Consider the following 25,306-nt stretch of genomic DNA (forward strand, 5'->3'; position numbering starts at 1 on the left):
AGCATTGCCGATGACTGCACCTTTCAAACGCGAATTCACCCTGGAACCCGAAAACGCCGAATGGCTGGCGAACCTGGCCGGACCGTTCGACGCGCACCTGCGCCAGATCGAACTTAGGCTGGGCGTGGAAATCGCCAATCGTGGCGCGATCTTCCGCGTCACCGGTCCCGAGAAACCGGTAGTAGCCGCCGAGAAACTGATTCGCGGCATGTATGCGGAAGCCGCGCAGGAAGTTTTCGACAGTGAAGCCATCCACCTGCGCCTGAATGCCGCCAACGTGGAGCACTTGGCCGCGGGCGGGTTCCAGCCGCAGGAAGTGGCGATCAAGGTCAAGCGCGGCACGGTGCGTGGCCGCGGGCCCAACCAGGCCAATTACCTGCACGCTATCGCCACGCACGACGTCAACTTCGGCGTCGGTCCGGCCGGCACTGGCAAGACGTTTCTCGCCGTCGCCAGCGCGGTGGAAGCATTGAACGAATCGCGCGTGCAGCGCGTGGTGCTGGTGCGACCAGCGGTGGAGGCCGGAGAGAAACTCGGATTTTTGCCTGGTGATCTGACTCAGAAGGTCGATCCCTATCTGAGGCCGTTATACGACGCGCTGTACGAAATGCTGGGCGTGGAAAAAGTAGTGAAACTGCTGGAGAAGAACGTCATCGAGATCGCGCCGTTGGCCTATATGCGCGGACGCACGCTTAACGATGCTTTTGTCATTCTGGACGAAGCGCAGAACACCAGCATCGAACAGATGAAGATGTTCCTCACCCGAATCGGTTACGGCAGCACCGCCGTCGTCACCGGCGACTTGACCCAGGTCGACCTGCCACGACACCAGAAATCGGGGCTGAAGGACGCACTGGAAGTCCTTCGTGGAGTGGAGGGTATTTCCTTTACCTTCTTTACCAGCCGGGACGTAGTGCGCCATCCGCTGGTAGCGCGTATCGTGCAAGCCTACGACGCGCGCGACGACAAGAACGCCGCGACCGGTCCGGCGTGACCACGGGCGTTTCCATGGCTCGGCCGCTCCCGGGTCCTCTCATTGGCTTATCGGGCAGAACGCTTACCCACATGCCGAAACAACCGCAAAATGGGTTCCTGTCGGTCCGCCCTGGAGCCGCTGGAATGGCGAACTGGAATGGCGAATAGATGACCCAAGGCCCTGTCCGTCTCGAAGTCTCCGTCAGCTATGCGCTGCCACGCGCAGGCCTGCCTGCCGCCGTGAGTTTCCGGCGCTGGGTGGCGGTCGCGCTGGACGGCCGCATTCGCGAAGCCGACCTCGCCATCCGCATCGTCGACAACAAGGAAGGCCGGGCGTTGAATCGCCACTACCGCGGCAAGGACTACGCGACCAACGTGCTCAGCTTCCCCGCGGATATGGCCGAAGGCGTCAAGATGCCAAAAGGCGTCAAGATGCCGCTGCTGGGCGATCTGGTGATCTGCGCGCCAGTGGTGGCGCGCGAGGCGCGCGAGCAGAAAAAGCCGCTCGCCGCGCACTACGCCCACCTCACCGTACATGGTGTGCTGCACCTGCTGGGCTGGGACCATGAAGACGAAAAGGAAGCCGAGTGCATGGAGCAGCTGGAACGCGAGATCCTGGCCGAGCTGGGTATCGCTGACCCCTACGCGGAGCAGTAGATGTTTCGACGCCTGATCGCCGCAGCGCTGCTCACGGCGCTTCCACTTCCCGCCTTGGCGCAAGACACCGATCCAGCGTGGGATCCCGCACAAGTGGACTTGTCAGCACTGATTTCCTGTCAGGGCCAGCCGGAGCAGTTCATGGCGTTGGCGATCGCTATCCAGGACCCGTTGAAGGCGGTCTCGCTGGGCTGGCGGCCTTTGCCGCAGACCAACATGTTCATGACCGAATATGCATTGAATGCACCGGTGACCGTGTTCGGCCACAGCAGTCAGCACATCGCTTTTGCGGGCTCCAGCGTGATGGCGATCCTGGATATGCCCGATCCGCGCCCGCTGGCCAGGCAACTGGGCTTGGAAGCGGCCGTCGATACGCCGGAGAAGGCGATGTTCGGGAAGGAAGTGCTCAGCGAGGAGACCGCGGACAAGGCCAGCGGCAAGGTGCTGGTCCGTTCGGCGGTGCTCAGCGTGTCCAACGTCACTTCGCATCCCGGCAAGACACTGGCCGGGTGCACCTACAGTATTGACCCGGCCGAAGAAGACCCGGAAGCACCGGCCGCCGAGCGCGCCACCCGCGCTGAATGATCCCACCATCCTGTTAGACTCCCCCGGTCGCCCGTCCCAAGGGTGCCCGTTTCCAAGCGATGTCAGAAGAAGACGACAGTACCCAAGCGCCCGAACCTGAAAAACGGCGCTCCTGGCTGGACCGCCTGAGTTCGGCGTTCTCCGGCGAACCCTCCACGCGCGACGACCTGGTCGCGCTGCTGCGTGATGCGCAGGCCGATGGCCTGATCGGCAGCGATACCCTGCGAATGATGGAAGGCGCGATCGCCGTGTCGGACCTGACCGTCGGCGACGTGATGATCCCGCGCGCGCAGATGGTTTCGCTGCCCGTCGAGGAGAAGTTCCTCGCACTGATGAAGCAGGTAGTGGAATCCGGCCATTCTCGTTTTCCTGTGCATGGCGAAAACAAGGACGAGATTCTCGGCATCCTGCTGGCCAAGGACTTGCTGCGCGGCGTCGTGGCCGATCACGGCCCCGGCAACGTGCGCGAGCTGCTGCGCCCGGCGGTGCTGATTCCCGAATCGAAGAAGCTCAATCTGTTGCTGAAGGAATTCCGCCTGTCGCGCAACCACATGGCTATCGTGGTGGACGAGTACGGCGGCGTCGCTGGGTTGGTCACCATCGAGGACGTACTGGAGCAGATCGTCGGCGAGATCGACGACGAGCACGATGTGGCTGAAGACGAGTCCATGCTGATCTCCGCGCAAGCCAACGGCCAATATGTAGTGGATGCGCTGACGCCCATCTCCGATTTCAACGAGCGTTTCGGTGCGGACTTCTCGGATGACGAATACGACACCGTCGGAGGCCTGGTCACCGCGGCCATCGGCCATCTGCCGGAAATCGACGAAGAGCTCACACTGGGCCGCTTCGCGTTCCGCGTGGCCAAGGCCGATGCACGCCGTGTTCATGCCTTCCACGTCGGCGTTCTTTCGGAAAGCTAGCGGATGACTTTTTCCCAGTCGACAACAGCGCTGGCGCGCTTGGCACTGCTGTGCATGCTGTGGCTGTCGGCCACAATGGCATGGGCGGCACCACCGCGGATCGGTGTCGCTACGATGCAGCCGGGCGAGATATTCTTCGAACGGTTCGGCCATAACGCCATCGTCGTGGTCGACCCGGCCACGGGACAGGCCACCTCATACAACTTCGGCTTCTTCGACCCCACCGAACCGGATTTTGTCAGCCGTTTCGCCGAAGGCGAGATGCGCTACTACCTGGTCGCCCTGCCCTTCGAAGAAGATCTGCTGCACTACCGCGAAACCGGCCGCGGCGTCACGCTGCAGTGGTTGCGGCTGCCCCCGGAGCAAGCGCAAGCCCTGGCCGATGCACTGGCCGAGCGTTCCAAACCCGAGAACGCGCGCTACCGCTACGATTACTTCACCGACAATTGTTCGACCCAGGTGCGCGACGCGCTGAATACGGCACTTGGCGGTGCGCTGAAGTCGCAATTGTCCGGGCGCTCACACGGCAACACCTTCCGCAGCGAAGCGGTCCGCCTCGCGTCGCCCGCCACTTGGATGTGGCTGGGTTTCGATCTGGGCCTGGGACCCGCTGCCGATAAGCCGATGTCGCGCTGGGAAGAGGCGTACGTGCCCATGCGCTTGGCGGACAGCCTGCGCGAAGTGAAGAACACCGAAGGCCGGTCGCTGGTCGAATCGGAAATGCAGTTGCTGCCGCACACCGCCGCGCCGGAACCGGTCGAAACGCCGCGCCGTTGGCTGCCATGGCTGGGAGCCGGCGTGCTGATCGCAGCTGCGATCGTGCTACTGGGCCGCTATCCGCGTCTCATCGCCACGCTTGCCTTGCCGTACTGGCTGATCTGCGGCATTGCCGGCCTGCTGCTGGCGTACCTCTGGGGCTTTACCGACCATTGGGCCGCGTGGGCGAACCGCAATCTGCTGCTACTCAATCCCTTGTGCCTGGCACTGCTGCCGGGCTCGATTTTCGTGCTGCGCCGCCGCACACCGCCACGTTGGTTCGGCGTGTGCGTAGCCATTGTCGCGGTGGCTGCCGTGATTGCGTGGATACTGCATTGGCTGCCGTTGCGGCCGCAATACAACCAAACCTGGATTGCGCTTTTGCTGCCGATTCACACCGCTTTCGCATACGTATTCATGCCGCGCCGCTTGTCCCCCTGAAGCGGCTGTCGCAGGATGCGGGCTCTGTCTCCGTATCCCGAAGGTCCGCATGATCCGTCGTCTTTTCGCACTGACCGCGCTGCTCTTCTCCATGCTGCTTTTCCCCAGGGCCCTGTCCGCTGCACCCGCGACCGTCGCGTCGCCCGACGGCAGCCTGACCGTCGAGATCGCCACCGATCCCGACGGCCGCCCCAGCTACGCCGTATCGCGGCGTGGCAAGCCGATCATCGCGCCATCGCGGCTCGGCTTCATTCTGGTCGATGCGCCCAAGTTCGAACGCAACATTGCCGTCAGCAATCCGCGTACCCGTAGCTTCGATGAACGCTGGGAACAGCCCTGGGGCGAGCGACGCTTCATTCGCAATCATTACAACGAGCTGCGCGTCACGTTGAGCGAAACCGCCAAGCCAAAGCGCAGCTTCGATGTGGTGTTCCGCGTCTACGACGACGGGCTTGGCTTCCGCTACGAGTTCCCGGATCAGCAGCAGCTCAAGCAGATCAAGATCGGCGAAGAACTGACCGAATTCACGCTTGCCGATAAGGCGACTGCCTGGTGGATTCCCGCAGGCGAATGGAACCGTGAGGAATATCTGTACCACCGCACTTCGGTGGAAGAAATCGGCGACGCGCAGACGCCCATCACCTTCAAGCTGAGCGATGGCACGCATCTGTCGATCCACGAAGCGGCGCTGATCGATTATTCGGGCATGAATCTCACCCGCGTCGAGGGCCGCCGCTTGAAGGCCATGCTCACGCCCGGCATCGGTGACGGCAAGGTCATTCGCGACGCGCCGTTCCACACGCCCTGGCGCACGCTGCAGATCGCCGACGACGCGGGCGGGCTGGTGATGTCCAGCCTTATCCTTAATCTCAACGATCCCAACAAGCTAGGCGATGTGTCCTGGGTGCAGCCGATGAAGTACGTCGGCGTCTGGTGGGAAATGCATCTGGAAAAGAAGACCTGGGCCTCCGGCCCCAAGCACGGCGCGACCAATGAAAATGTCATGCGCCACATCGACTTCGCGGCCAAGAACGGCTTCGGCGGCGTGCTGGTGGAGGGTTGGAACATCGGCTGGGATGGCGACTGGTTCGGCAACGGCGAGGATTTCAGCTTCACCCGCTCGTATCCGGACTTCGATCTGGAAAAACTCGCGGCGTATGCCAAATCGAAGAACGTCCGGCTGATCGGCCATCACGAAACTTCCGCCAATGCCGCGCACTACGAAACGCAGATGGGCGCGGCTTTCGATCTTTATCAGAAGGTCGGCGTCAACGCGGTGAAAACCGGCTACGTGGCCGATGCCGGCCAGGCCAAGGTGATCGGTATCGATGGCAAGCTTCACTACGCCTGGCACGAGGGCCAGGACATGGCCCGCCATCATCTGAAAGTCGTCACCGAAGCGGCCAAGCGACACATCTCCATCAATGCGCATGAGCCGATCAAGGACAGCGGCCTGCGCCGGACCTATCCCAATACGATTTCCCGCGAAGGCGCACGCGGCATGGAGTACAGCGCCTGGGGCAAACCGGGCAATCCGCCCGAACATGAAGCCAACCTGGTGTTCACCCGGCTGCTGGCAGGCCCGATGGACTACACCCCCGGCATTTTTGGAATGAAGACGCGCGCGCCTGACGGTGTGGCAACCACCTGGGCCAAGCAGCTGGCGCTGTATGTGGTGATCTACAGCCCGTTGCAGATGGCCGCCGACCTGCTGGACAACTACGAAGCCAATCCCGCGCCTTTCCAATTCATCAAGGACGTGCCGGTGGATTGGGAAGACACGCGCGTATTGAACGGCGAGGTGGGCGATTACGTCACCATTGCCCGCAAGGACCGTCATAGCGACAACTGGTATCTGGGCGCGGTGTCGGACGAAAAGCCGCGTGAGCTGAAGGCTTTCTTGTCCTTCCTGGAACCGGGCCGCCGCTACACCGCGCAGATCTATCGCGATGGCGCCAAGGCCGATTGGAAAACCGCTCCCCAGGACATCGTCATCGAAGAACGGCAAGTCACCAGCACCGATACGCTGACCTTGCGCCTGGCGCCTGGTGGTGGGCAGGCGATTCGTTTTATCGCGCGGTGAGTTTTTTGTAGAGAGAAGCTTTCTCCGCTTTGGTGGATACTTCCTTGTGGGAGTGGTGCCGGCATGCCGGCACCGGGGAGTCGCGACGGGAAGCCAGCAATCGCGTTAGACACGGATCGACGCGGATAAGCATTGATTGAAGAACGATCAATGCTCTATCCGCGTCTTTCAGCGTCGGCCCGTGTCCTGGCTTTGGTGGTTTCCGGTCGCGACTTACGTCGCTCCCACAGGGAATCCAGTAAGTCATCTTGCCCACCTGCGCCATCTGGCGCACGATGCGCGCCATGAACGATATCTCTCCCGCCCAGAGCATCAAACCCACGCTGCCCAAGTGCGTGATCAACTGCGCTGTCTATGATCGCGAGGGCAAACGCCGCGATATTCCGCTGGATGAGATCAGCGACGTGCTGGCGAATGATGACGGTAGTTTTCTTTGGGTCGGCTTGTACGAGCCAGACGACAGCATCCTGGAGAAGCTACAGGAAGAGTTCTGCCTGCACGACCTGGCGGTGGAGGATGCTCAGCATGCTCATCAACGGCCCAAGATCGAGGCGTACGGCAACTCACTCTTCGTCGCCTTGCATACCGCGCAAGTGGTGGACGACCGCATCCGTTACGGCGAGACGCACGCTTTTCTGGGAGCGCGCTATCTGATCACCGTGCGTCACGGCGCCTCGCTGTCCTACGCGCCCGTCCGCGAGCGGGTGCAACGCGAACCGGAGCTGCTGACGCTGGGGCCTTCCTACGGCCTCTACGCGGTGCTGGATTTCATCGTCGACAACTATCGCCCTATCGTCGACGAATTTCGCGACACCTTGGATGCGCTGGAAAAAGACATCTTCTCCGACACCTATCGACGGGTGACGGTGGTGAAGCTCTATGAACTCAAGCGCGAACTGACCAAGATGCGTTTGGCCGTCGCGCCGCTGCAAGACGTGCTGACGCAGCTGTCGCGTTCGCAAAGCGTGCTGATCCCGGAAGAAGTGCGCCTGTATTTCCGCGATGTCTACGATCATGTCTTGCGCGTCAACGAGGCCACGGACATGTTGCGCGAAATGCTGACGACTGCGCTCAGCGTCAATCTGTCGCTGGTCACCCTGGCGCAGGGCGAAGTAGTCAAACGATTGGGCGCCTGGGCAGCGCTACTGGCGGCTCCCACCCTGATCGCCAGCTGGTACGGCATGAATTTCAAGAACATGCCGGAACTGGACGACCGATTTTCCTATCCCGTCCTGATCGGCGGAGTAATCCTCGTCTGCGTGGGTCTGTATCGGCTGTTCAAACGCGCCAAGTGGCTGTAGCGCTCTACTGAAAAATGGGAACGCGCTTCGTACGCGCTTACCCATTCGCCGTCGGCTCCGAACCAACGCCGAGTCTCTAGAGCAGTACTTCCGGATCTCAACAGATTTCGTCTCGTCATCCCGGCGCAGGCCGGGACCCAGCGCCTTACGCGCCAAAGACTAAAAATCGCCAGCCACGCTTAAAGCGCTTTGACCAACCGCGCTGTTGAGGCGCTTCGACAGCCGAATGATCGGCCATGGCGACGGATTGCCGTCACTGATGCTCCATGGTGCAACGCCGCATCCTCTCATCGCTAGACCAAAGTCGAAGGCCGAATCCGCGGTTACAGATTGACCCTTCTCCTTCATGGGAGGACGCTAGCGCAGGTCTCTGTGGAGGTTCGTTCATGAAAGGTCTGTCGAAGCTCGGTTGGGCGGCGCTCGCCATCGTTGGTGCGTTCGCCTTGGGCACGGTGGCGCTGCGCCGCGGCGAGCACATCAATGCGTTATGGATCGTGGTTGCCGCGGTATCGATCTATCTGGTCGCCTACCGTTTCTACAGTCTCTTCATCGCCAATAACGTGTTGCGGCTGGACCCCACCCGCGCCACGCCCGCCGTTATCAACAACGACGGCCTGGATTACGTGCCTACCAACAAGCACGTCTTGTTCGGCCACCACTTCGCTGCCATCGCCGGTGCTGGCCCGTTGGTCGGTCCGGTACTGGCGGCGCAGATGGGCTACCTGCCCGGCACGCTGTGGCTGATCGCCGGCGTGGTGCTGGCCGGCGCGGTGCAGGACTTCATGGTGCTGGTGATCTCCAGTCGCCGCAACGGCCGCTCGCTGGGCGATCTGGTACGCGAGGAAATGGGCCAGGTGGCCGGCACCATCGCGCTGTTCGGCGCGTTCCTGATCATGATCATCATCCTGGCGGTGCTGGCGATGATTGTGGTCAAGGCACTCGCGGAAAGTCCGTGGGGCATGTTCACCGTGATGGCGACGATACCGATCGCGATCTTCATGGGCGTGTACATGCGTTATATCCGCCCGGGCAAGATCGGCGAGATCTCCGTGGCCGGCTTGGTGTTGCTGCTGCTGGCAATCTGGCTCGGCGGCAAGGTGGCCGCGGATCCGACCTGGGGTCCGGCCTTCACGTTCACCGGTACCCAGATCACCTGGATGCTGATCGGCTACGGCTTTGTCGCCGCGGTATTGCCGGTATGGTTGCTGCTGGCACCGCGCGATTATCTGTCTACATTCCTGAAGATCGGCACCATCATCGCGCTGGCGATCGGCATCGTCATCGTGATGCCGGAACTGCGCATGCCGGCGCTGACGCAGTTTACCGACGGCACGGGACCCGTGTGGAAAGGCGGCATGTTCCCGTTCCTGTTCATCACCATCGCGTGCGGTGCGGTGTCGGGTTTCCACGCGCTGATCTCCTCTGGCACCACGCCGAAGCTGCTGGCCAGCGAAAGCCATGCGCGCTACATCGGTTACGGCGGAATGCTGATGGAGTCTTTCGTAGCGATCATGGCGATGGTGGCGGCGTCGATCATCCACCCGGGCGTGTATTTCGCCATGAACAGTCCGGCGGCGATCATCGGTACCGATGTGCAGGCCGTCGCGCAGACGGTGTCGAGCTGGGGCTTCGCGGTAACACCCGAAATGCTGACGGCGACCGCGAAAGATATCGGTGAGAACAGCATTCTTTCCCGTGCCGGCGGCGCGCCGACGTTAGCGGTAGGCATCGCGCAGATCCTGCATGCGGTGCTGCCGGGCGAAGGCATGATGGCATTCTGGTATCACTTCGCGATTCTGTTCGAGGCATTGTTCATCCTGACCGCGGTCGACGCAGGCACGCGCGCAGGCCGTTTCATGCTGCAGGACCTGCTCGGTAACTTCGTGCCCGCGCTGCGCCGCACCGAGGCGTGGGGGCCGAATCTGCTCGCCACCGCAGGCTGCGTGGCGATGTGGGGTTATTTCCTGTACCAGGGCGTCACCGATCCGCTTGGCGGCATCAACATGCTGTGGCCGCTGTTCGGCATCGCCAATCAGATGCTGGCGGGCATCGCGCTGATGCTGTGCACGGTGGTGCTGTTCAAGATGAAGCGCGACCGCTATGCCTGGGTGTCGATCGTACCGACCGTGTGGTTGCTGATCTGCACCACCGCCGCGGGCTGGATCAAGATCTTCGATGACAACCCGGCTGTCGGCTTCCTTGCCCAGGCCGGCAAATACCGGAACGCCATCGCCGCCGGCGAACTGCTCGCGCCTTCGAAGGATTTCGGCCAGATGCAGCAAGTGATGATCAACAATTACGTCAATGCCGGCCTGACCGCGTTGTTCCTGTTCGTGGTGTTCAGCGTGCTGTTCTACTCGATCAGCGCAATCGCAAAGGCGCGCCGCAGTCCGGAACGCAGTGATCGCGAAACCGCCTATGTGGCCACCGATCCCGCCTTGGCGAACAACCTGTGATCATGGGAGAACGGTTATGAGCACCGCGCTAGTTCCCATCAGCCACTACCAGGCGCATCGCCGTGTGTGGCGGCGCCTGGTCCAGACCGCGCGGCTGTGCTGCGGCGTGCCGGACTACGACAACTACGTTCGCCACATGATGGACAAGCATCCAGATCGCGAAGTGATGGACTACAAGACTTTCTTCCGCGAGCGACAGGAAGCGCGCTTTGGCGGCAGGAATGGGTTCCGCTGTTGTTGAAGCCGCCGCGACGCGCATAAAAAAAGGCGAAGCCGTTGGCTTCGCCTTTTTATTCATCTTGCACTTTTGTAGGCGTGGTGCCGGCACGCCGGCACCGATAAGTCGCGATGGGCTTTACGGGTAAAGCCTCATCGCGACTCACGTCGCTCCTACAAGCGCTTGCTGCTACCCCTGCCCCGCCATCGATCGCAAGGTGATCCCGACCAGATAAGCCGCATAAGTACCGGTGGCGTACCCCAGCGTGCCCAGCAATACGCCGACCGGTGCCAACGCCGGGTGGAACGCCGTTGCCAGTACAGGAGCCGATGCAGGTCCTCCGATATTGCTCTGCGACCCAATGGCGAAATAGAAGAACGGCACGTGCAGCAACTTGCCTACCACCCACAGGATCACGATGTGCACGGCGATCCACAGCAGGCCCAACAGGAACAACCATGGCCGATCCAGCAGCGCCAGCAAATCCATCTGCATGCCGATACACGCAATGAGGAAGTACAGGAACAGTGAGCCGAATTTGGAAGCTCCCGCACCTTCCAATGTGCGTGCTCGGGTAAAGCTGAGCAGCAGCCCGATCATGGTGGACAGCACCACCACCCAAACGAACGGTTTGTCCAAGCTGACCTGAGGCGACCAGGACACGTTCGCGGCGAACCAAGCCGCCGCGGGCGCTGCGACAGCATGCGAAAGACCCACCGCGCCGAAAGCGACGCCGACAATGATCATCAGGTCGGTCAGGCTGGCGATGCGCGCGTGCTCCGCTTGATATTTGGCGATGCGTTCCTTGAGATCGTCGATGGCGGTAGTGTCCGCACCACTACGCGCGTCGATGGCCTGCGAATGACCGGCCAGGAAGATCAGGACCGCCATCCATACGTAACCCACTCCCACGTCGATCACTGCGAATTGGCCGAACGTGGTCGCATTGACGTTGAACACTTCCTTCATCGCCAGCATGTTGGCGCCGCCACCGATCCAACTGCCCGCCAGCGCTGCCATGCCTGCCCAGGTATCCCCTGCCACGGTCTGCGGATGGATCCAGCCCATCAGCTTGAAGGCCACTACCGCGCCCAGCATGATGCTGAGCGAGGCGACGATATACATCGCCAGCATCTTGGGCCCCAGCCTCAGCACGCCCTTCAGATCGATGCTCAGCGTTAGCAACACGAGCGCTGCTGGCAGCAATACGTCACGCGCCACCGGGTTATAGAGCTTGGTATTGGCACCATCGATCAGGCCAATGGTGTTGTAGATACCTGGAATCAGGTAGCACAGCATCAGCGCCGGCACGATTGAGTAGAACTTCTTCAACCAGCGGGTCGGACCGGTGGATGTCCAGAAAACCAGCGCCAGCGTGGCGGCGATAAGTCCGAAGATGACGATGTCGTTGGTGATCAATGCAGTACCGGCCTCAACTGGCGCCATGGCATTCCCCTATTACCGAACATAAAAAAACGGACGAGCCACCGGAGCGGCGCGCCCGTGTCGAACTGCCTGCCAGTTTCACTGTGGCCCGGCATAGCGGCATGGTGCCATAGGACGCCGCTACCGCGACTCCAGACCGCCTCATCGGCTTGACTGATCCGTACACCGGCTGAACGGGCCCGCCCAAAATCTCACATTTACTGCCGCAGAGAGCAGCGCGGCGATCCGCCAAGATTCATGGATTCTCCTTTTTTTGCCGGTCGAGCCGCACCAAGGCCGCCATCCAGCCGCTTCGCCATAGCGATGGCCGCTCCTGTCGCTCGCGGGCGTTTAACTGTCCGCAACGACCCGAAAACACGGATCGAGCGGGTTCCGAGCTCACACCTACACATCGAGGGGAGAATCCCATGACTGTTTCATCCAAGAAGGCCCGGGGCGGCGCTATCGCCCGCTCCGTGCTTGTTGGCGCCACCGCCACCATCGCCCTGTTCATCGCGGCTGCCAGCCCAGCCTGGGCGACCACCATCGGCACACCAACGCCGATCGACGGCAGCCTGAGCTGCAAGGACTTCGACACCGCCAACATCCTGCGTGAGCTGGTGGTCAACCCGCTACCGGATGGCGTGCAGGCCCATACCGACGGCACGCTGACGGTGGACACCATCTATTTCGACTCGACCAGCGGCTGGCTGCTGTATTGGCAGCAACTCAGCACAGGCCAATCGATCCATAGCGTAGGGATCAGCGGCGGTGGCGTGGGCGTTCTGTACTCCTACGATCCGCCGGTGACCGAGGACGCTGGCTTGCACCTGCCAGCCACGCCAACATTCGCCATCACCACCACCAATGACCGTTACCCGCCGATCGCCGAAGCCAATTTCTGCTACTCCGTCCCCGAAGAAACCGGTTACGAAGGCTGCACGCTGGGCTACTGGAAGGTGAAGAAGCACCACGACTCCTGGCCGCTGCCGTACACCCCGAGCACCCTGGTGCAGAGCTACTTCGGCGTGGATGCGCCTGACGCTACTTTCCTGACGGCGCTGAGCTTCCAGGGCGGCCCCGGCGTGGACGGCGCCAAGCGCATCCTGATGAAGCAAGCCATCGCTTCATTGCTCAATGCGACTTCGACTGGCGTCGACTTCCCGCTGACATCGGCGCAGGTGATCCAGCAGGTGACCTTCGCGCTGGGCACCGGCGATCGCGAAGTGATGTTGTCGCTGGCCAGCACGCTGGACGCTTACAACAACCAAGGTTGTCCGTTGAACTAAGCGGCGACATGGAAAAGCAAAAGGGCGAAGCTTTGGCTTCGCCCTTTTTTGTTTGCGTTGAAGCACTTTCGCGTCAAGTCGACAACAGGTTCGTCACCCCGTCGCAGGCCGGGGCCCCAGCGACTTTTCGCCATCTGGAGCGGAAGGCACTGGGTCCCGGCCTACGCCGGGATGGCGGTGAGTTTATCGAGTTCGAGTAACCATTCGATACAAAACGCTCCGGCTCTCCGCACTTCCGCTACCGGCTTTCAGCTATCGGCTTTTTACGGGCTGAGGTGCTGCTTCAACCAGCCATTCACGGTGTCGTGCCACAAGATGCTGTTCTGCGGCTTCAGCACCCAATGGTTTTCGTCCGGGAAATACAGCAGCTTGGATTCAATCCCCTTGCGCTGCAACGCGGTGAATGCGGACAGGCCTTGGTCCACCGGTACGCGATAGTCTTTTTCGCCCTGCACCACCAGCATCGGTGTACGCCATTGGGCGACGTGATTGACCGGGTTGAATTTCTCGTAGTTCTTCGGCACCTGGTATGGCGTACCGCCATTTTCCCATTCGGTGAACCACAGTTCCTCGGTCACATAGCCCATGGTGCGGGTGTCGAAAACGCCATCGTGGTTGACCAGGCATTTCCACGCGCCAGTGGAAGGCGTATGCCAGTTACCGGCGATCCAATTGATCATGTAGCCGCCATAGCTGGCGCCCAACGCACAGGCGTTGCCGCCGTCGAGGAAACTGTATTTCTTCTGCGCCGCCGCCCAGCCCTTCTGCAGATCTTCCAGCGGCCGGTCGCCCCAATGCTGGCTGATCGCGTCAGTGAAAGCTTGGCCGTAACCGGTCGAACCATGGAAATCGATCATTACCACGGCATAGCCTTGGCCGGCATACGTCTGCGGATTCCAGCGATAGCTCCAGCCATTGCTGAAGCTGCCCTGCGGACCGCCGTGGATCAGGAAGGCAACCGGATACTTCTGCCCTTCCACGTAGTTCCATGGCTTGACCACATAACCATGCACGGTTTCGTTGTTCCAACCTTTGAATTGGAACTGCTCGAAATCGCCGAAGGCGACGTCTTTCAACACCTCTTCCGCGCTCTGGGTGATCGGACGTGGCGATGCGCCTTCCAAGTCGGCGGTAAACAGTTGATCGCCAGATTTCAATGTATTGCGGGTGAAAGCCAAAGTGCCGCCCGCGATCTCGAAGGCCGAGATGGAACCCTCGGCGACCACCTTCTTCACTTCTCCAGTGGCGATATCCACCGCGAACAACGGATGCTCGCCGTTGTCTTGTGCGGTGGTATAGATCGTCTTGCCATCTCCCGACACCACGATGCCATCAGCGGAACGGTCCCACTTCGGCGCGATTTCCCGCACTTGGCCGCTGGCGATATCCATCGCCATCAAGGCGAAGCGATCCGCTTCGAAACCCGGCCGCTTCATGGCACGGTAGTACAGGGTTTTGCCGTCAGCACTGAAAGCAGGGCCGGCATCCCACGCGGGATTCGACGCGGTGAGGTTGGCGGGTGCGGCCTTGCCATCCGCACTCAGACGATAGAGATCGAAGTTGGTCGACCAAGCCTCGCCTTTCCCGGCGACGCGAACGCCAGCCACCAGGAATTGGCCGTCGGGCGACCAGGCATATTCGCTGGCATCGCCGAAAGGCTTGGAAGGTGCATCGCCATCAAGGCTGTCGGTCAGGGAAACGGCACTGGCGACCGGCTTGGCCTTGCCTGTCGGCAAAGCGGCGACGAACAGGCGACTGCGGCGGCCGTCGGCCCAGGTGTCCCAATGACGCACGAACAATTGGTCGTAGACCACGCCCGTACTTTTGCGCGCGGCGTTGTCGTCGAGTTTCTTTTTGGTGCAGGCGAAATCCACCTTGCATTCGGCGAATGTGTCAGCGCTGAACGCTACCCGCGCGCCATCCGGCGATATTTTGTAGCTGCCGATATCCAGCGGATAGTTGGTCAGCACACGCGGCGTACCGCCAGCGACCGGCATCGCGTACAACTGTTGGGTGCCTGATTTCGCGCTCAGGAAGTAAACGGTTTTGCCGTCGGGCGAGAACGACGGCGAATTGACGTTCCAGCCTTCCGGCGTGAGCTGCTTGGGCGGTGCCATATCTCGCGTGCGCAGGTTGCGCGTCCACAGTCCGGTGGTGGCTTTTGCCACTGCCGCATCGACCTGACGCTTGGCGAAGATGACCTGGCTACCGTCCGGCGACAACACCGGCGATGACACACGCTCCAGTGCGGCCAGATCGCGGACATCGAATCCGCGTTCGGCGTAGGCCGGCAGCGCGGCGAGGAGGCAGAAAGGCAGTACGGCAAGACGCAGATTCATCCGGGGCTCCGGCAAACAGGAAACCGCGATGTTAGGCCGTAACGCCGATCCGGCGCAAAGGCATGAAGTCATGCCTTTGCGCATACGAAGCTGGCTGGATCAGCTTTCCAGCTTCACCTTGGTCAGCTTGGCCCCCACCCGGTACATCAGCCAACCGACCAGCGTCAGCACCACCAGGCCCACCCACATGCTGAGCGGCTCGCCAAAGCGCCACGTTTCCGGCAGGGCCAGCACGTCCGCACGCTTGGAGACCACGATCGGTATTGCGATGGCGATACCCAGCAGCGCTTCGCCGGTGATCAGGCCGGCCGCGAACAGCATGCCGGGGCGATGAATACGATCGCGTTCGGCTTCATCATGCGGGTGCACGCCATGTTTGCGCTCCACCAGGTACGACAACAGACCGCCGAGGAAGATCGGCACCATCAGTTCCAACGGCAGGTAGATGCCGATCGCCGCGGCAAGCACTGGCACGCGGAACGTCGAATTGCGCGACTTCAGCCATTCGTCCAATGCGATAACTGCCGCGCCGATCGCCGCACCGATGCCGATCATGCCCCACGGCAGCTTGCCGCCGAACATGCCCTTGGCAACCGAAGCCATCAACGTAGCCTGCGGCGCATTCAGCGACTGCGGGTGCTCCGGCGTCGACGGGCCAATGCCGTACGCAGCCGCCAGCAGATTCAGCACGGGCGCCATGATCAGCGCGCAGGAGAATGCACCGATGCCGAGCATCAGCTGCTGCTTCCACGGTGTGGCGCCGACCAGATAACCGGCCTTGAGATCCTGCAGGTTGTCGCCGCCAACCGCCGCCGCGCAGCACACCACCGCGCCGATCATGATCGCCGCCACAGCGCCTATCGGTGAATCGCGACCGAGCAGGAACATCAGCACCACGGAAGCGAACAGGATCGTGGCGATGGTGATGCCCGACACCGGATTGTTCGACGAACCGACCAGACCGGCCAGATAGGCCGATACGGAAACAAACAGAAAGCCGGCAACGATCATGATGATCGTCATCGGAATACTGACCGTCCACTGCCCTACGATCGCTTGGTAAAGCAGCGCCAACGGGATTACGAAGATCACCAGCGCCACCAGCATCCATTTCATCGGGAGATCGCGTTCGGTCTCGGCAACAACTTGCCCGGCGTTGCTTTTGCGGGCGGCGGCGAAACCGCTCCTGACGCCCGAGAACAGCGATTTGCGCAGCGAGAACAACGTCCATACGCCGCCGATCAGCATCGCACCGACGCCTAGATAGCGCACTTTTTCGGCACGGATGATCTGCGCCGCGTCGAACGCGCTTTGGCCGACGAGCTGCGTCGCCAACGCGGGATCGGTGTTCTGGAAGAACGCGTAGTAAAGCGGGATGGCGATGTTGTACGACAGGATGCTGCCGGAGAGCACCACGATGCCGACATTGAGTCCGACGATGTAACCCACGCCGAGCAGCGCAGGCGACAAGCCCGTGCCCATGTAACCGAGAAACTTGCCGAAGAAGCCAGCGCCGGCAGCGTTGTCGGGGATCAAGCGCAGCCCACTTTCGGCCGCCAGTTTCACCAGCGCGCCAATGCCGCTCGCCATGCCCAGGATTTTCAAGCCGGGGCCGGGATTCTCACCCGCTTTCAGTACTTCCGCCGCGGCCTTGCCCTCGGGAAAGGCCAGCGGTTCCTCGACGATCATGGTGCGCCGCAACGGTACCGAAAACAGCACACCCAGCAAACCGCCCAGGCCGGCGATGGCCAGCACCCAGGAGTAACGGAAATCCTGCCAATAGCCAAGAATGACCAGTGCCGGGATCGTGAATATCACGCCAGCGGCGATGGAGGAGCCTGCGGAAGCGCCGGTCTGGACGATGTTGTTTTCCAGAATGGTGCCGCCGCCCAGCAGCCGCAGCACTCCCATCGACACGACGGCCGCTGGGATGGCGGTCGCGATGGTGAGGCCGGCGAACAGGCCGAGATAGGCGTTGGCCGCGGACAGGACCACCGCCAGGATGATCGCCAGTAACACGGCGCGGAAAGTAAGCTGCGGAGTCGCAGGCTGGTTCATGCGGTTCCCCTGATGCGGAAAGCCGACACGCTATAACCAAGCCGCCGGCAAGTCCAGCCACGCGCACGCGGAGATATACTCCGGCGGCCTTTTCACCTGGAGCCGCCCTTGTCGAGTCCCGCCACCTTGGCCACCGTGCAAGACGATTTCCTGGGGCATCCGAAAGGGGTCTACGTCTGTTTCTTCACTGAGATGTGGGAGCGCTTCTCCTTTTATGGCATGAAGGCGCTTCTGCTGCTGTATCTCACCAAATATCACCTGTTTGGAGACAAGGCTGGCCTGGACCTGCTAGGCGCGTACGGCGGCCTGGTGTACTGCATTCCCGTCATCGGCGGACTGCTCGCCGATCGCTGGCTGGGCATGCGCAAGGCGGTGGTGTTCGGCGGCATCCTGCTGGTGCTGGGCCACATCGGCATGGCGTTCGAAGGCAATGCCGCGACGGTCGCGGATGGCATGGTGCTCCGCGATGAATCCACATTGCGCATCACTTATCTGTCGCTGGCGCTGATCATCATGGGCGTCGGTTTCCTGAAGCCGAACATATCCACGATTGTTGGTCGCCTGTACGCCGAGAACGACCCACGCCGCGACTCCGGATTCAGTTTGTTCTACGCCGGAATCAATCTGGGCGCCTTGTTCGCGTCGCTGGTATGCGGCTATCTGGGGGAGACACTGGGCTGGAAGTACGGCTTCGGTGCGGCTGGTATCGGTATGTTGCTGGGTCTGGCGCTATTCCTGTGGGGACAAAAATACTTGCAGGGACACGCCGAGCCGCCAGCGCCAGAGACATTGCGCGAACGGGTCGTAGGTGTACCACGCGAATGGCTGATCTATTTCGGCGCCATCGTCGGCGTTATACCGGTGGCTTGGCTGATGTGGGCGGCGGCGAACGGTACCTTCTCACTGGGGGGAGAAATATCGTTGGCACTGATGCTGATGCTGGTTGTATTGATAGCCGTACTGGTGTGGTTCGGCTGGTTCATCACCACGCAGTGCACACCGGTGCAGCGGCACCAGATGCTCGCCCTGATGGCGATGATCCTGATGTGCCTGGTGTTCTTCACCCTGTACGAGCAGACCTATGGCTCCTGGGTGACTTTCAACGACAGGCTGCTCACCAAGGACATCTTTCCCAGTCTGGTACGCAGCCAGGAAGTGGTGGTGTGGTCGGATAGCATCGCTACCAATGCCGCCATTTTCTTATCGCATGCGCCTTGGTCCACGTACTCGTTGCTGCTGGCACCAGTGTCGTTCGTGCTTGCCGCGGAATTGTCGGACCGGAGCCCAAATTCTCGTGCGCCGCGCGCACTGTTCATCGCCGTGGTAACACTGATGCTGGTGTTCCTGGTTCGTGATTCGGTGGTGCTTCCGCAAACGGCGGGTTCGCTTACCTACTTGGGTGCCATGTTCCTGGTGCTGCTGGCGCCGGTGTTCGCGGTGCTTTGGGGAACCTTGGACAAGGTGGGAATGAATCCGTCAAAGCCGTTCAAATCCTCGCTGGGCCTGATGTTCGCCGGTTTGTCATTCGTGCCGCTCGCCCTGGCAGCGCAACAAGTCGGCGAAAGTGGCCAGATGGCCAGCGTGTGGTGGCTGGTGCTGGCCTATCTGATACTGGAAATCGGCGAGATGTGCCTGTCGCCCGTGGGTTTGTCCGCCGTCACTCAACTGTCGGTGCCGCGCGTGGTCAGCCTGATGATGGGTACCTGGTTTCTTGCCACTGCATTTTCCGAAGCATTGGCGGCGCTGTTCGGAAAACTCGCTGCCATCGAGATACCCGAAGGCGAAACGATCGATATGGTGGGCGCCGCCGCCAAGTACGCCGATCTTTTCTGGCTGATGATGTGGTTAGGCCTGGGCTGTGCGTTGATCGCATTCGTCGCGACTCCGCTATTGAAGCGGATGATGCATGGCGTGCGTTAACCAGTACTTCTTCCGAAAAAAAACGGCGCCATTGGCGCCGTTTTTCTGCTTACCGATTACTTCGCCTTTGCCCCGCCGATATGGCGACTGAAGAAGTCCAGCAGCTTGGTGTAGTACTCCCGCTGGTGCTCTTCCGTGTAGAAACCATGCCCTTCGGTCCTGTAGTACAGCGTTTCCACCGGAACTCCCGCCGCCTTCAAGCGTCGTTCCATCAGCTCTGAATGTTCAATCGGCGCTCTCTTGTCTTGGCCACCCGCTGCAAGGAAGACCGGCACCTTGATGCGATCCGCCATGTTGGTGGGAGAAACCGCAGCCACCTCAGTACGCTCGCCAATCCACTCCTTGATGTAGGTCTCGCCCCATTCTGCTGTTTGCAGATCGCCACGGGTATGCATCATCGGAAGATCGTAAACGCCCACATAACCGACTGCGCATCTATAGAGGTCAGGCTCCTTGGCTGCACCGGTCAGCGCCGCGTAGGCGCCATAGCTGGCCCCGTAAATACAGATGCGATTCGGATCAGCGATACCCGTCTGTATCGCCCAGCGCGTCGCATCTGTGACGTCATCCTGCATCTTCAAGCATTCGCAGACAAATCGTCTTTCCGCGCTCGCGATGCAGCCCCCGGCTGTCACCGCGTGTCCCGTGCGCTTAGATACTCGCCATCCACTCGTTTGGACGTCCATCAATCGGTGGATGGGCGAGTCTTTAGCTTCTAGATTCCCCCCCAAGCTCCCTTCTTCTATCGCGAACTACCAGAAAGGGAACTAGTGGGATCCAGCCTTCAGGTCGTCCAGAACCTTTTCCAAACCTGCGCTCCAATCCAGCAAGGACGTACCCAACGCCTTGCTGAGCTTCCCTGTATCCAGACAGGAATAACCCGGGCGTTTGGCCCGAGTCGGGTAATCCGCGGTACCGATCGCCACGACTCGCGGCGAACGCTGCGGCAGCCCCCTCTCGGCTGCGCCATCAATGATCGCTTCAGCAAAGCCATGCCAGCTGGTTTCACCCGTGGCGGTGAGATGGAAGGTTCCAGATAATGGCTGTGCATGCGAAATTGCGGCCGCGGTGACATCGGCTATGAGATAGGCCGGCGTCGGTGTGCCGACTTGATCGCCCACCACGCGCAGCTCGTCGCGTTCCGCGGCCAGCCGGAGCATGGTGCGCAGGAAATTCTGTCCGCGCACGCCGTATACCCAGGCGGTACGGAATATCAGATGGCGCCCACCCGCCGCCCGTACAGCTTCCTCACCCGCCAGCTTGCTTGCACCGTAAACACCCAGCGGAGCCGTTGCGTCGTCTTCGCGATAAGGGCGGGTACCGGTCCCGTCGAAGACGTAATCAGTGGAAAAATGGACAAAAGGTATTTCGCGTTGCGCGCAGATTGCAGCGAGCACACCCGGTGCTTCCGCGTTCGCCCGAAAAGCCGCTTCCTGGTCATCCTCAGCGCGATCCACTGCGGTGTAGGCTGCCGCATTGACTACCAAGTCCGGCGCTAAGCGGTTAACCAGCTCAGCCAAGGAATTCGGATCGTCGAAATTGGCCACTTCACAACGAGTTCCGTCCGGCAACTCGCCGCTACGTGTCGTAGTCACGACCGTGCCTAATGGTGCCAGGCTACGGCGAAGCTCATGGCCGACTTGGCCATTGGCGCCCAACAGCAATATCTTCATGCAGAAAATACCGGCAGACGCTCGGGAGAGACGTCGGCCAGCAACGGCGCGACCGCGTCCTTACCGGAAAGCAACGGCTCGCTTACTGGCCAGTCGATACCAATGGCGGGATCGTCCCAGCGCACACCCGCATCAGCCGCCTTGTCGTACTGCGCGGTGCATAGGTAGCTGAATATCGCCCGCTCCGACAGCACAGCGAAACCATGCGCGAAACCTTCCGGTATCCAGAACTGCCGTTTGTTTTCTGCGCTCAGAATCACCGCCGCCCATTGACCGAAATGGGGTGAACCGCGCCGAATATCCACCGCAACATCATAGACCTCGCCTTCGAGCACACTGACCAGCTTCCCCTGCGGATTCGGCCACTGATAATGCAATCCACGCAGAACGCCGCGCGCGGAAGAAGATACATTGCTCTGGACGAACTTGGTGGGCAGTCCGCGCTCGCCATAACGTTCGGCATTCCATGTCTCAAAGAAGAAACCGCGATCATCGCCGAATACTGCCGGCTCAATGATGACGCAGCCTGGCAGGCTGGTTTCCACGACCTTCATCGTACTACTCCGCGTGAGATCAGCGACAGCAGATACTGCCCATAACCATTTTTTGCGAGTGGTGCAGCCAGCTTCTCCAACTGCGCGCTGTCGATCCAGCCGTTTCCATATGCAATTTCTTCTGGACAGCACACTCTCAGGCCTTGCCGCGCCTCGATGGTTTCGATGAACGTCGAGGCTTCCAATAGCGATTGATGCGTACCCGTGTCCAACCAAGCATGCCCTCGGCCCAATGGTTCCAGATGCAGCTTGCCTTCCTCCAGGTAACGACGATTCAGATCAGTGATCTCGAGCTCGCCACGAGGCGACGGCTTCAAGGAAGCGGCGTAATCACTCGCGTTTCCGTCGTAGAAATAAAGACCGGTAACGGCATAATTGGAGCGTGGTTGGCTCGGCTTTTCCTCGATATCCACAACCCGGCCATCCGCATCGAACTCCGCGACACCGTAGCGTTCCGGATCACTGACCCAGTAGCCGAAAACGGTGGCGCCATCGGTACGTGCGTCGGCCCGATGCAAGGTTTCGCTGAAGCCGTGTCCATGGAAGATGTTGTCGCCAAGCACTAGGCAGCTGGGTTTGCCACCTACAAATTCCCTACCAATGAGGTAGGCCTGCGCCAGCCCGTCCGGGTTCGGCTGCGCTGCATATTGAATCTGCATGCCCCACTGAGAGCCATCGCCCAGCAGCTGTTTGAAAAGCGCCTGCTCATGCGGCGTGTTGATCACCAGCACTTCGCGAATTCCCGCCAGCATCAGTACACTGAGCGGGTAATAGATCATTGGCTTGTCATAGACCGGCAACAGCTGCTTGCTGATGGCCTGCGTCAACGGATAGAGCCGGGTGCCGGAACCGCCGGCCAGGATGATGCCTTTACGTGTCGTCATCGCGCTCTACCCGCCTTATGCCGCTGTGCCGATACGTTCCAGACGGTAGCTACCGTCCAGCACCCGCTTAACCCAGTCCTGATTGTCGAGATACCAATCGACGGTCTCGGCGATACCCTGCTCGAAAGTATGCTGAGGTTGCCACCCCAACTCACTCTTGAGTTTGGACGCATCAATGGCATAACGACGGTCATGCCCCGGACGATCGGCAACGAACGTAATCTGGCTGGCACGCGACTTGCCGTCCTCACGCGGGCGGCGCTCATCCAGCAATTCGCAGATGGTTTCGACCACTTCGATATTCTGACGCTCGGCATCGCCACCCACGTTGTAGGTTTCACCGACACGGCCCTTTTCAAGCACGGTCCGGATAGCCGAACAATGGTCTCCGACAAACAACCAATCGCGGACGTTCTTGCCGTCACCGTAAACCGGCAGCGCTTCGCCTGCTAACGCCCTTGCTATGATCAACGGAACCAGTTTTTCCGGAAAATGATAGGGGCCGTAGTTGTTTGAGCAGTTGGTTGTCAGTACCGGCAAACCATAGGTGTGGTGAAAAGCCCGCACCAGATGATCGGACGCTGCCTTGGATGCGGAGTAAGGCGAATTTGGCGCGTACGGCGTGGTTTCGGTGAACTTGCCCGTGTCGCCCAGTGAACCGTAGACCTCGTCGGTCGACACGTGCAGGAACCGGAACGCGTCGCGGCGTTCGCCCTGCAGCGAACGCCAGTAGTCGCGCACCGCTTCCAGCAGCGCCAATGTGCCGACCACGTTGGTCTGAATGAAAGCTCCCGGACCGTCGATGGACCGATCAACATGGCTCTCGGCAGCGAAGTTAAGTACCGCGTCGGGTTGATGCTCGGCCAACAGTCCGGCTACCAACGCACCATCACCAATATCGCCATGGACGAACACATGGTTGGGATTGCCCTCCAGCGCCGAGAGCGTGTCCAGGTTCCCTGCGTACGTCAAAGCATCCAGATTGATGATGCGGACGCCGCTGGCGACCGCCCGCAGTACGAAATTCCCACCAATAAAACCGGCTCCACCGGTCACCAGCCAAGTCGGCACATGTGTCTCCATTGTTTGATTAAGTCGTTCGAAGCGGTAATCGATCAGAACGGAATATCGTCGTCAGCGAAATCGTCCACCGGCGCCTGCTGCGGAGCGGGCGCCTGCCGGCGCGGAGCCGAAGAAGAGCCCGAAGACGAATATTCCTGGCGCTGCGGACGAGCCTGGCGCTCACCGCCACCAGCGGCACCGCCGCCTTCACCGCGGCCGCCCAACATCTGCATTTCATCGGCGATGATGTCGGTGGAGTATTTCTCCACGCCGTCCTGGCCGGTGTACTTGTCGTACCGCAACGAGCCTTCCACGTAGACGGAGCTGCCCTTGCGCAGGTATTCGCCGGCGATTTCGCCCAGCTTTCCGAAGAACACCACACGGTGCCATTCGGTGCGTTCCTGCTGGTTGCCTTCCTTGTCCTTGCGGACGCTGGTGGTGGCCAGGCTGATCCGGGTGATCGCCATGCCGCCCTGGGTATATTTGGTTTCCGGGTCATTGCCGAGATTGCCGACCAGGATGACTTTGTTGATGCCGCGGGCCATATCGTTTTCCGTTGAGAAACACCCGCCAATCGCGGGCATAGACTAGTGGAGTATACCCGCGGCACTCCGGCCATCAGAGGGCTTCCTGGTCAGCTGTAAGACTTCTCCCGCCACCGGGCCTTATAATTCAGGCACTTCCCCCAAATCGCCCGCATGTCCGTCGTCGAATCCCCCCGCCCTGTCCTGGCCCTGTCGCACATCCAGTCCCTAGCCGCGCCGGACATGGCTGCCGTCGACGCCTTGATCCGGGCCCGTTTGGCCTCGGATGTGGTGCTGATCAACCAGATCGCCGACCACATCATTTCCGCGGGCGGCAAGCGGCTGCGCCCCATGCTGGTGGTGCTGGCCGGACGCGCCTGCGGGCCCGCCATCGCCGATCACCATCAGCTGGCGGCCATCATCGAGTTCATCCACACCTCCACCCTGCTGCACGACGACGTGGTGGATGAATCCGACCTGCGGCGCGGCCGGAGCACGGCCAATGCCCTATGGGGCAACGCGCCCAGCGTGCTGGTGGGCGACTTCCTGTATTCACGCAGCTTCCAGTTGATGGTTGAGCTGGACCGTATGGAGGTGATGCGGATCCTGGCCGATACCACCAACCGCATCGCCGAAGGCGAGGTGCTGCAGCTGCTGCATGTGCACAACCCCGACACGGACGAGGCGACCTATCTGCGCGTGATCGAGCGCAAGACCGCGGTGCTGTTCGCGGCAGGAACCCAGCTGGGAGCCCTGGCTTCCGGCGCCAATCCGGCTACCCAGCGCCAGCTTTACGACTACGGCATGAACTTGGGCTACGCCTTCCAGATCGCCGATGACGTCCTGGACTACACCGCCGACGCCGCCGACCTGGGCAAGAACCTGGGCGACGACCTGGCCGAAGGCAAGGCCACGCTGCCGCTGATCCACGCCATACGGCAGTCGGACAGCGTCATCGCGAACCGGCTACGCGACATTGTCCGGAGCGGCGACGCCGATGCGATGCCGGAAGTCCTGGCAGCCATTCGAGCCACTGGCGGGCTGGAGTACAGCCAACGCCGCGCCAGCGAGTACGCCGCGAATGCGGAACGGGCACTGGATGGGCTGCCTGAAAACGACGCAATGGCAGCGCTTCGAGGACTGGCGCGTTATGCGGTGGAACGCAGGCACTGAGTTTCCATCTT

20 protein-coding genes and 1 pseudogene are annotated in these 25,306 nt (G+C 61.0%); 12 read left to right on the forward strand and 9 right to left on the reverse strand.

Features of this window, described 5'->3' with window-relative positions:
• Positions 1–10: 10 nt before the first annotated feature.
• The 9 genes from AADW18_RS05645 (at position 11) to AADW18_RS05685 (ending at position 10,418) form a co-directional block, all read left to right on the forward strand.
• Positions 11–994 (forward strand): PhoH family protein, encoded by a 984-nt coding sequence (locus tag AADW18_RS05645; protein WP_337342384.1) that lies wholly within the window; start codon positions 11–13, stop codon positions 992–994.
• A 149-nt stretch (positions 995–1,143) separates the two neighbouring features.
• Complete coding sequence (ybeY, locus tag AADW18_RS05650; RefSeq protein ID WP_337342385.1) at positions 1,144–1,632, forward strand: rRNA maturation RNase YbeY; 489 nt, start codon at positions 1,144–1,146, stop codon at positions 1,630–1,632.
• Positions 1,633–2,217: a hypothetical protein gene (locus tag AADW18_RS05655; protein WP_337342386.1), complete on the forward strand. Its 585-nt coding sequence runs from the start codon at positions 1,633–1,635 to the stop codon at positions 2,215–2,217. It begins immediately after the preceding gene.
• A 59-nt stretch (positions 2,218–2,276) separates the two neighbouring features.
• Entirely contained in the window at positions 2,277–3,140 is an 864-nt protein-coding gene (locus AADW18_RS05660) for a transporter associated domain-containing protein (RefSeq protein ID WP_337342387.1), read from the forward strand.
• A gap of 3 nt (positions 3,141–3,143) precedes the next feature.
• Positions 3,144–4,337 (forward strand): DUF4105 domain-containing protein, encoded by a 1,194-nt coding sequence (locus AADW18_RS05665; RefSeq protein ID WP_337342388.1) that lies wholly within the window; start codon positions 3,144–3,146, stop codon positions 4,335–4,337.
• Between the two features lie 49 nt (positions 4,338–4,386).
• The gene (locus AADW18_RS05670; RefSeq protein WP_337342389.1) at positions 4,387–6,420 is read left to right on the forward strand and encodes a glycoside hydrolase family 97 protein; all 2,034 of its coding nucleotides are present in this window, start codon (positions 4,387–4,389) and stop codon (positions 6,418–6,420) included.
• Positions 6,421–6,704: 284 nt separating this feature from the next.
• The gene (gene corA, locus AADW18_RS05675) at positions 6,705–7,721 is read left to right on the forward strand and encodes a magnesium/cobalt transporter CorA (protein WP_337342390.1); all 1,017 of its coding nucleotides are present in this window, start codon (positions 6,705–6,707) and stop codon (positions 7,719–7,721) included.
• Between the two features lie 386 nt (positions 7,722–8,107).
• The gene (locus AADW18_RS05680; RefSeq protein WP_337342391.1) at positions 8,108–10,177 is read left to right on the forward strand and encodes a carbon starvation CstA family protein; all 2,070 of its coding nucleotides are present in this window, start codon (positions 8,108–8,110) and stop codon (positions 10,175–10,177) included.
• Between the two features lie 16 nt (positions 10,178–10,193).
• Positions 10,194–10,418: a CstA-like transporter-associated (seleno)protein gene (locus AADW18_RS05685; RefSeq protein WP_337342392.1), complete on the forward strand. Its 225-nt coding sequence runs from the start codon at positions 10,194–10,196 to the stop codon at positions 10,416–10,418.
• A 165-nt stretch (positions 10,419–10,583) separates the two neighbouring features.
• On the opposite strand, the gene AADW18_RS05690 is transcribed toward AADW18_RS05685, so the two are convergent.
• Positions 10,584–11,840 carry a DUF819 family protein gene (locus tag AADW18_RS05690; RefSeq protein WP_337342393.1) on the reverse strand — a complete coding sequence of 419 codons (1,257 nt, stop codon included), beginning with the start codon at positions 11,838–11,840 and terminating at the stop codon, positions 10,584–10,586.
• Between the two features lie 407 nt (positions 11,841–12,247).
• Here AADW18_RS05690 and AADW18_RS05695 point away from each other — a divergent pair, with 407 nt between their 5' ends.
• Positions 12,248–13,108: a hypothetical protein gene (locus AADW18_RS05695; RefSeq protein ID WP_337342394.1), complete on the forward strand. Its 861-nt coding sequence runs from the start codon at positions 12,248–12,250 to the stop codon at positions 13,106–13,108.
• Positions 13,109–13,371: 263 nt separating this feature from the next.
• Here the strand turns inward: AADW18_RS05695 and AADW18_RS05700 are convergent, their stop codons facing one another.
• The gene (locus AADW18_RS05700; protein ID WP_337342395.1) at positions 13,372–15,447 is read right to left on the reverse strand and encodes a S9 family peptidase; all 2,076 of its coding nucleotides are present in this window, start codon (positions 15,445–15,447) and stop codon (positions 13,372–13,374) included.
• Positions 15,448–15,546: 99 nt separating this feature from the next.
• Complete coding sequence (locus AADW18_RS05705) at positions 15,547–17,505, reverse strand: oligopeptide transporter, OPT family (protein ID WP_337342396.1); 1,959 nt, start codon at positions 17,503–17,505, stop codon at positions 15,547–15,549.
• A gap of 108 nt (positions 17,506–17,613) precedes the next feature.
• Between AADW18_RS05705 and AADW18_RS05710 the strand changes: the two genes are divergently transcribed.
• Positions 17,614–19,425 (forward strand): oligopeptide:H+ symporter, encoded by a 1,812-nt coding sequence (locus tag AADW18_RS05710; protein WP_337342397.1) that lies wholly within the window; start codon positions 17,614–17,616, stop codon positions 19,423–19,425.
• Between the two features lie 56 nt (positions 19,426–19,481).
• Here AADW18_RS05710 and AADW18_RS05715 read toward each other — a convergent pair.
• The 6 genes and pseudogenes from AADW18_RS05715 to AADW18_RS05740 form a co-directional block, all read right to left on the reverse strand.
• Positions 19,482–20,000 (reverse strand): annotated as a pseudogene (locus AADW18_RS05715) (prolyl oligopeptidase family serine peptidase); the annotation flags it as partial.
• A 192-nt stretch (positions 20,001–20,192) separates the two neighbouring features.
• Positions 20,193–21,098, reverse strand: coding sequence for a dTDP-4-dehydrorhamnose reductase (rfbD, locus tag AADW18_RS05720; protein WP_337342398.1), 906 nt, complete (start codon positions 21,096–21,098; stop codon positions 20,193–20,195).
• Positions 21,095–21,652 (reverse strand): dTDP-4-dehydrorhamnose 3,5-epimerase, encoded by a 558-nt coding sequence (gene rfbC, locus AADW18_RS05725; RefSeq protein WP_337342399.1) that lies wholly within the window; start codon positions 21,650–21,652, stop codon positions 21,095–21,097. The genes rfbD and rfbC overlap by 4 nt, the downstream gene beginning before the upstream one ends.
• Positions 21,649–22,536 carry a glucose-1-phosphate thymidylyltransferase RfbA gene (rfbA, locus tag AADW18_RS05730; RefSeq protein WP_337342400.1) on the reverse strand — a complete coding sequence of 296 codons (888 nt, stop codon included), beginning with the start codon at positions 22,534–22,536 and terminating at the stop codon, positions 21,649–21,651. Before rfbA ends, rfbC begins: the two co-directional genes overlap by 4 nt.
• A 15-nt stretch (positions 22,537–22,551) precedes the next feature.
• Positions 22,552–23,607, reverse strand: coding sequence for a dTDP-glucose 4,6-dehydratase (rfbB, locus tag AADW18_RS05735; protein WP_337342401.1), 1,056 nt, complete (start codon positions 23,605–23,607; stop codon positions 22,552–22,554).
• Positions 23,608–23,651: 44 nt separating this feature from the next.
• Complete coding sequence (locus AADW18_RS05740) at positions 23,652–24,143, reverse strand: single-stranded DNA-binding protein (protein ID WP_337342402.1); 492 nt, start codon at positions 24,141–24,143, stop codon at positions 23,652–23,654.
• Between the two features lie 153 nt (positions 24,144–24,296).
• Between AADW18_RS05740 and AADW18_RS05745 the strand changes: the two genes are divergently transcribed.
• On the forward strand, positions 24,297–25,295 hold the full coding sequence (locus AADW18_RS05745; RefSeq protein WP_337342403.1) for a polyprenyl synthetase family protein: 999 nt from the start codon (positions 24,297–24,299) through the stop codon (positions 25,293–25,295).
• Positions 25,296–25,306 lie beyond the last annotated feature (11 nt).

It is taken from the genome of Pseudoxanthomonas sp. CCNWLY206-1 (assembly GCF_039710385.1).
Lineage (GTDB): Bacteria > Pseudomonadota > Gammaproteobacteria > Xanthomonadales > Xanthomonadaceae > Pseudoxanthomonas_A.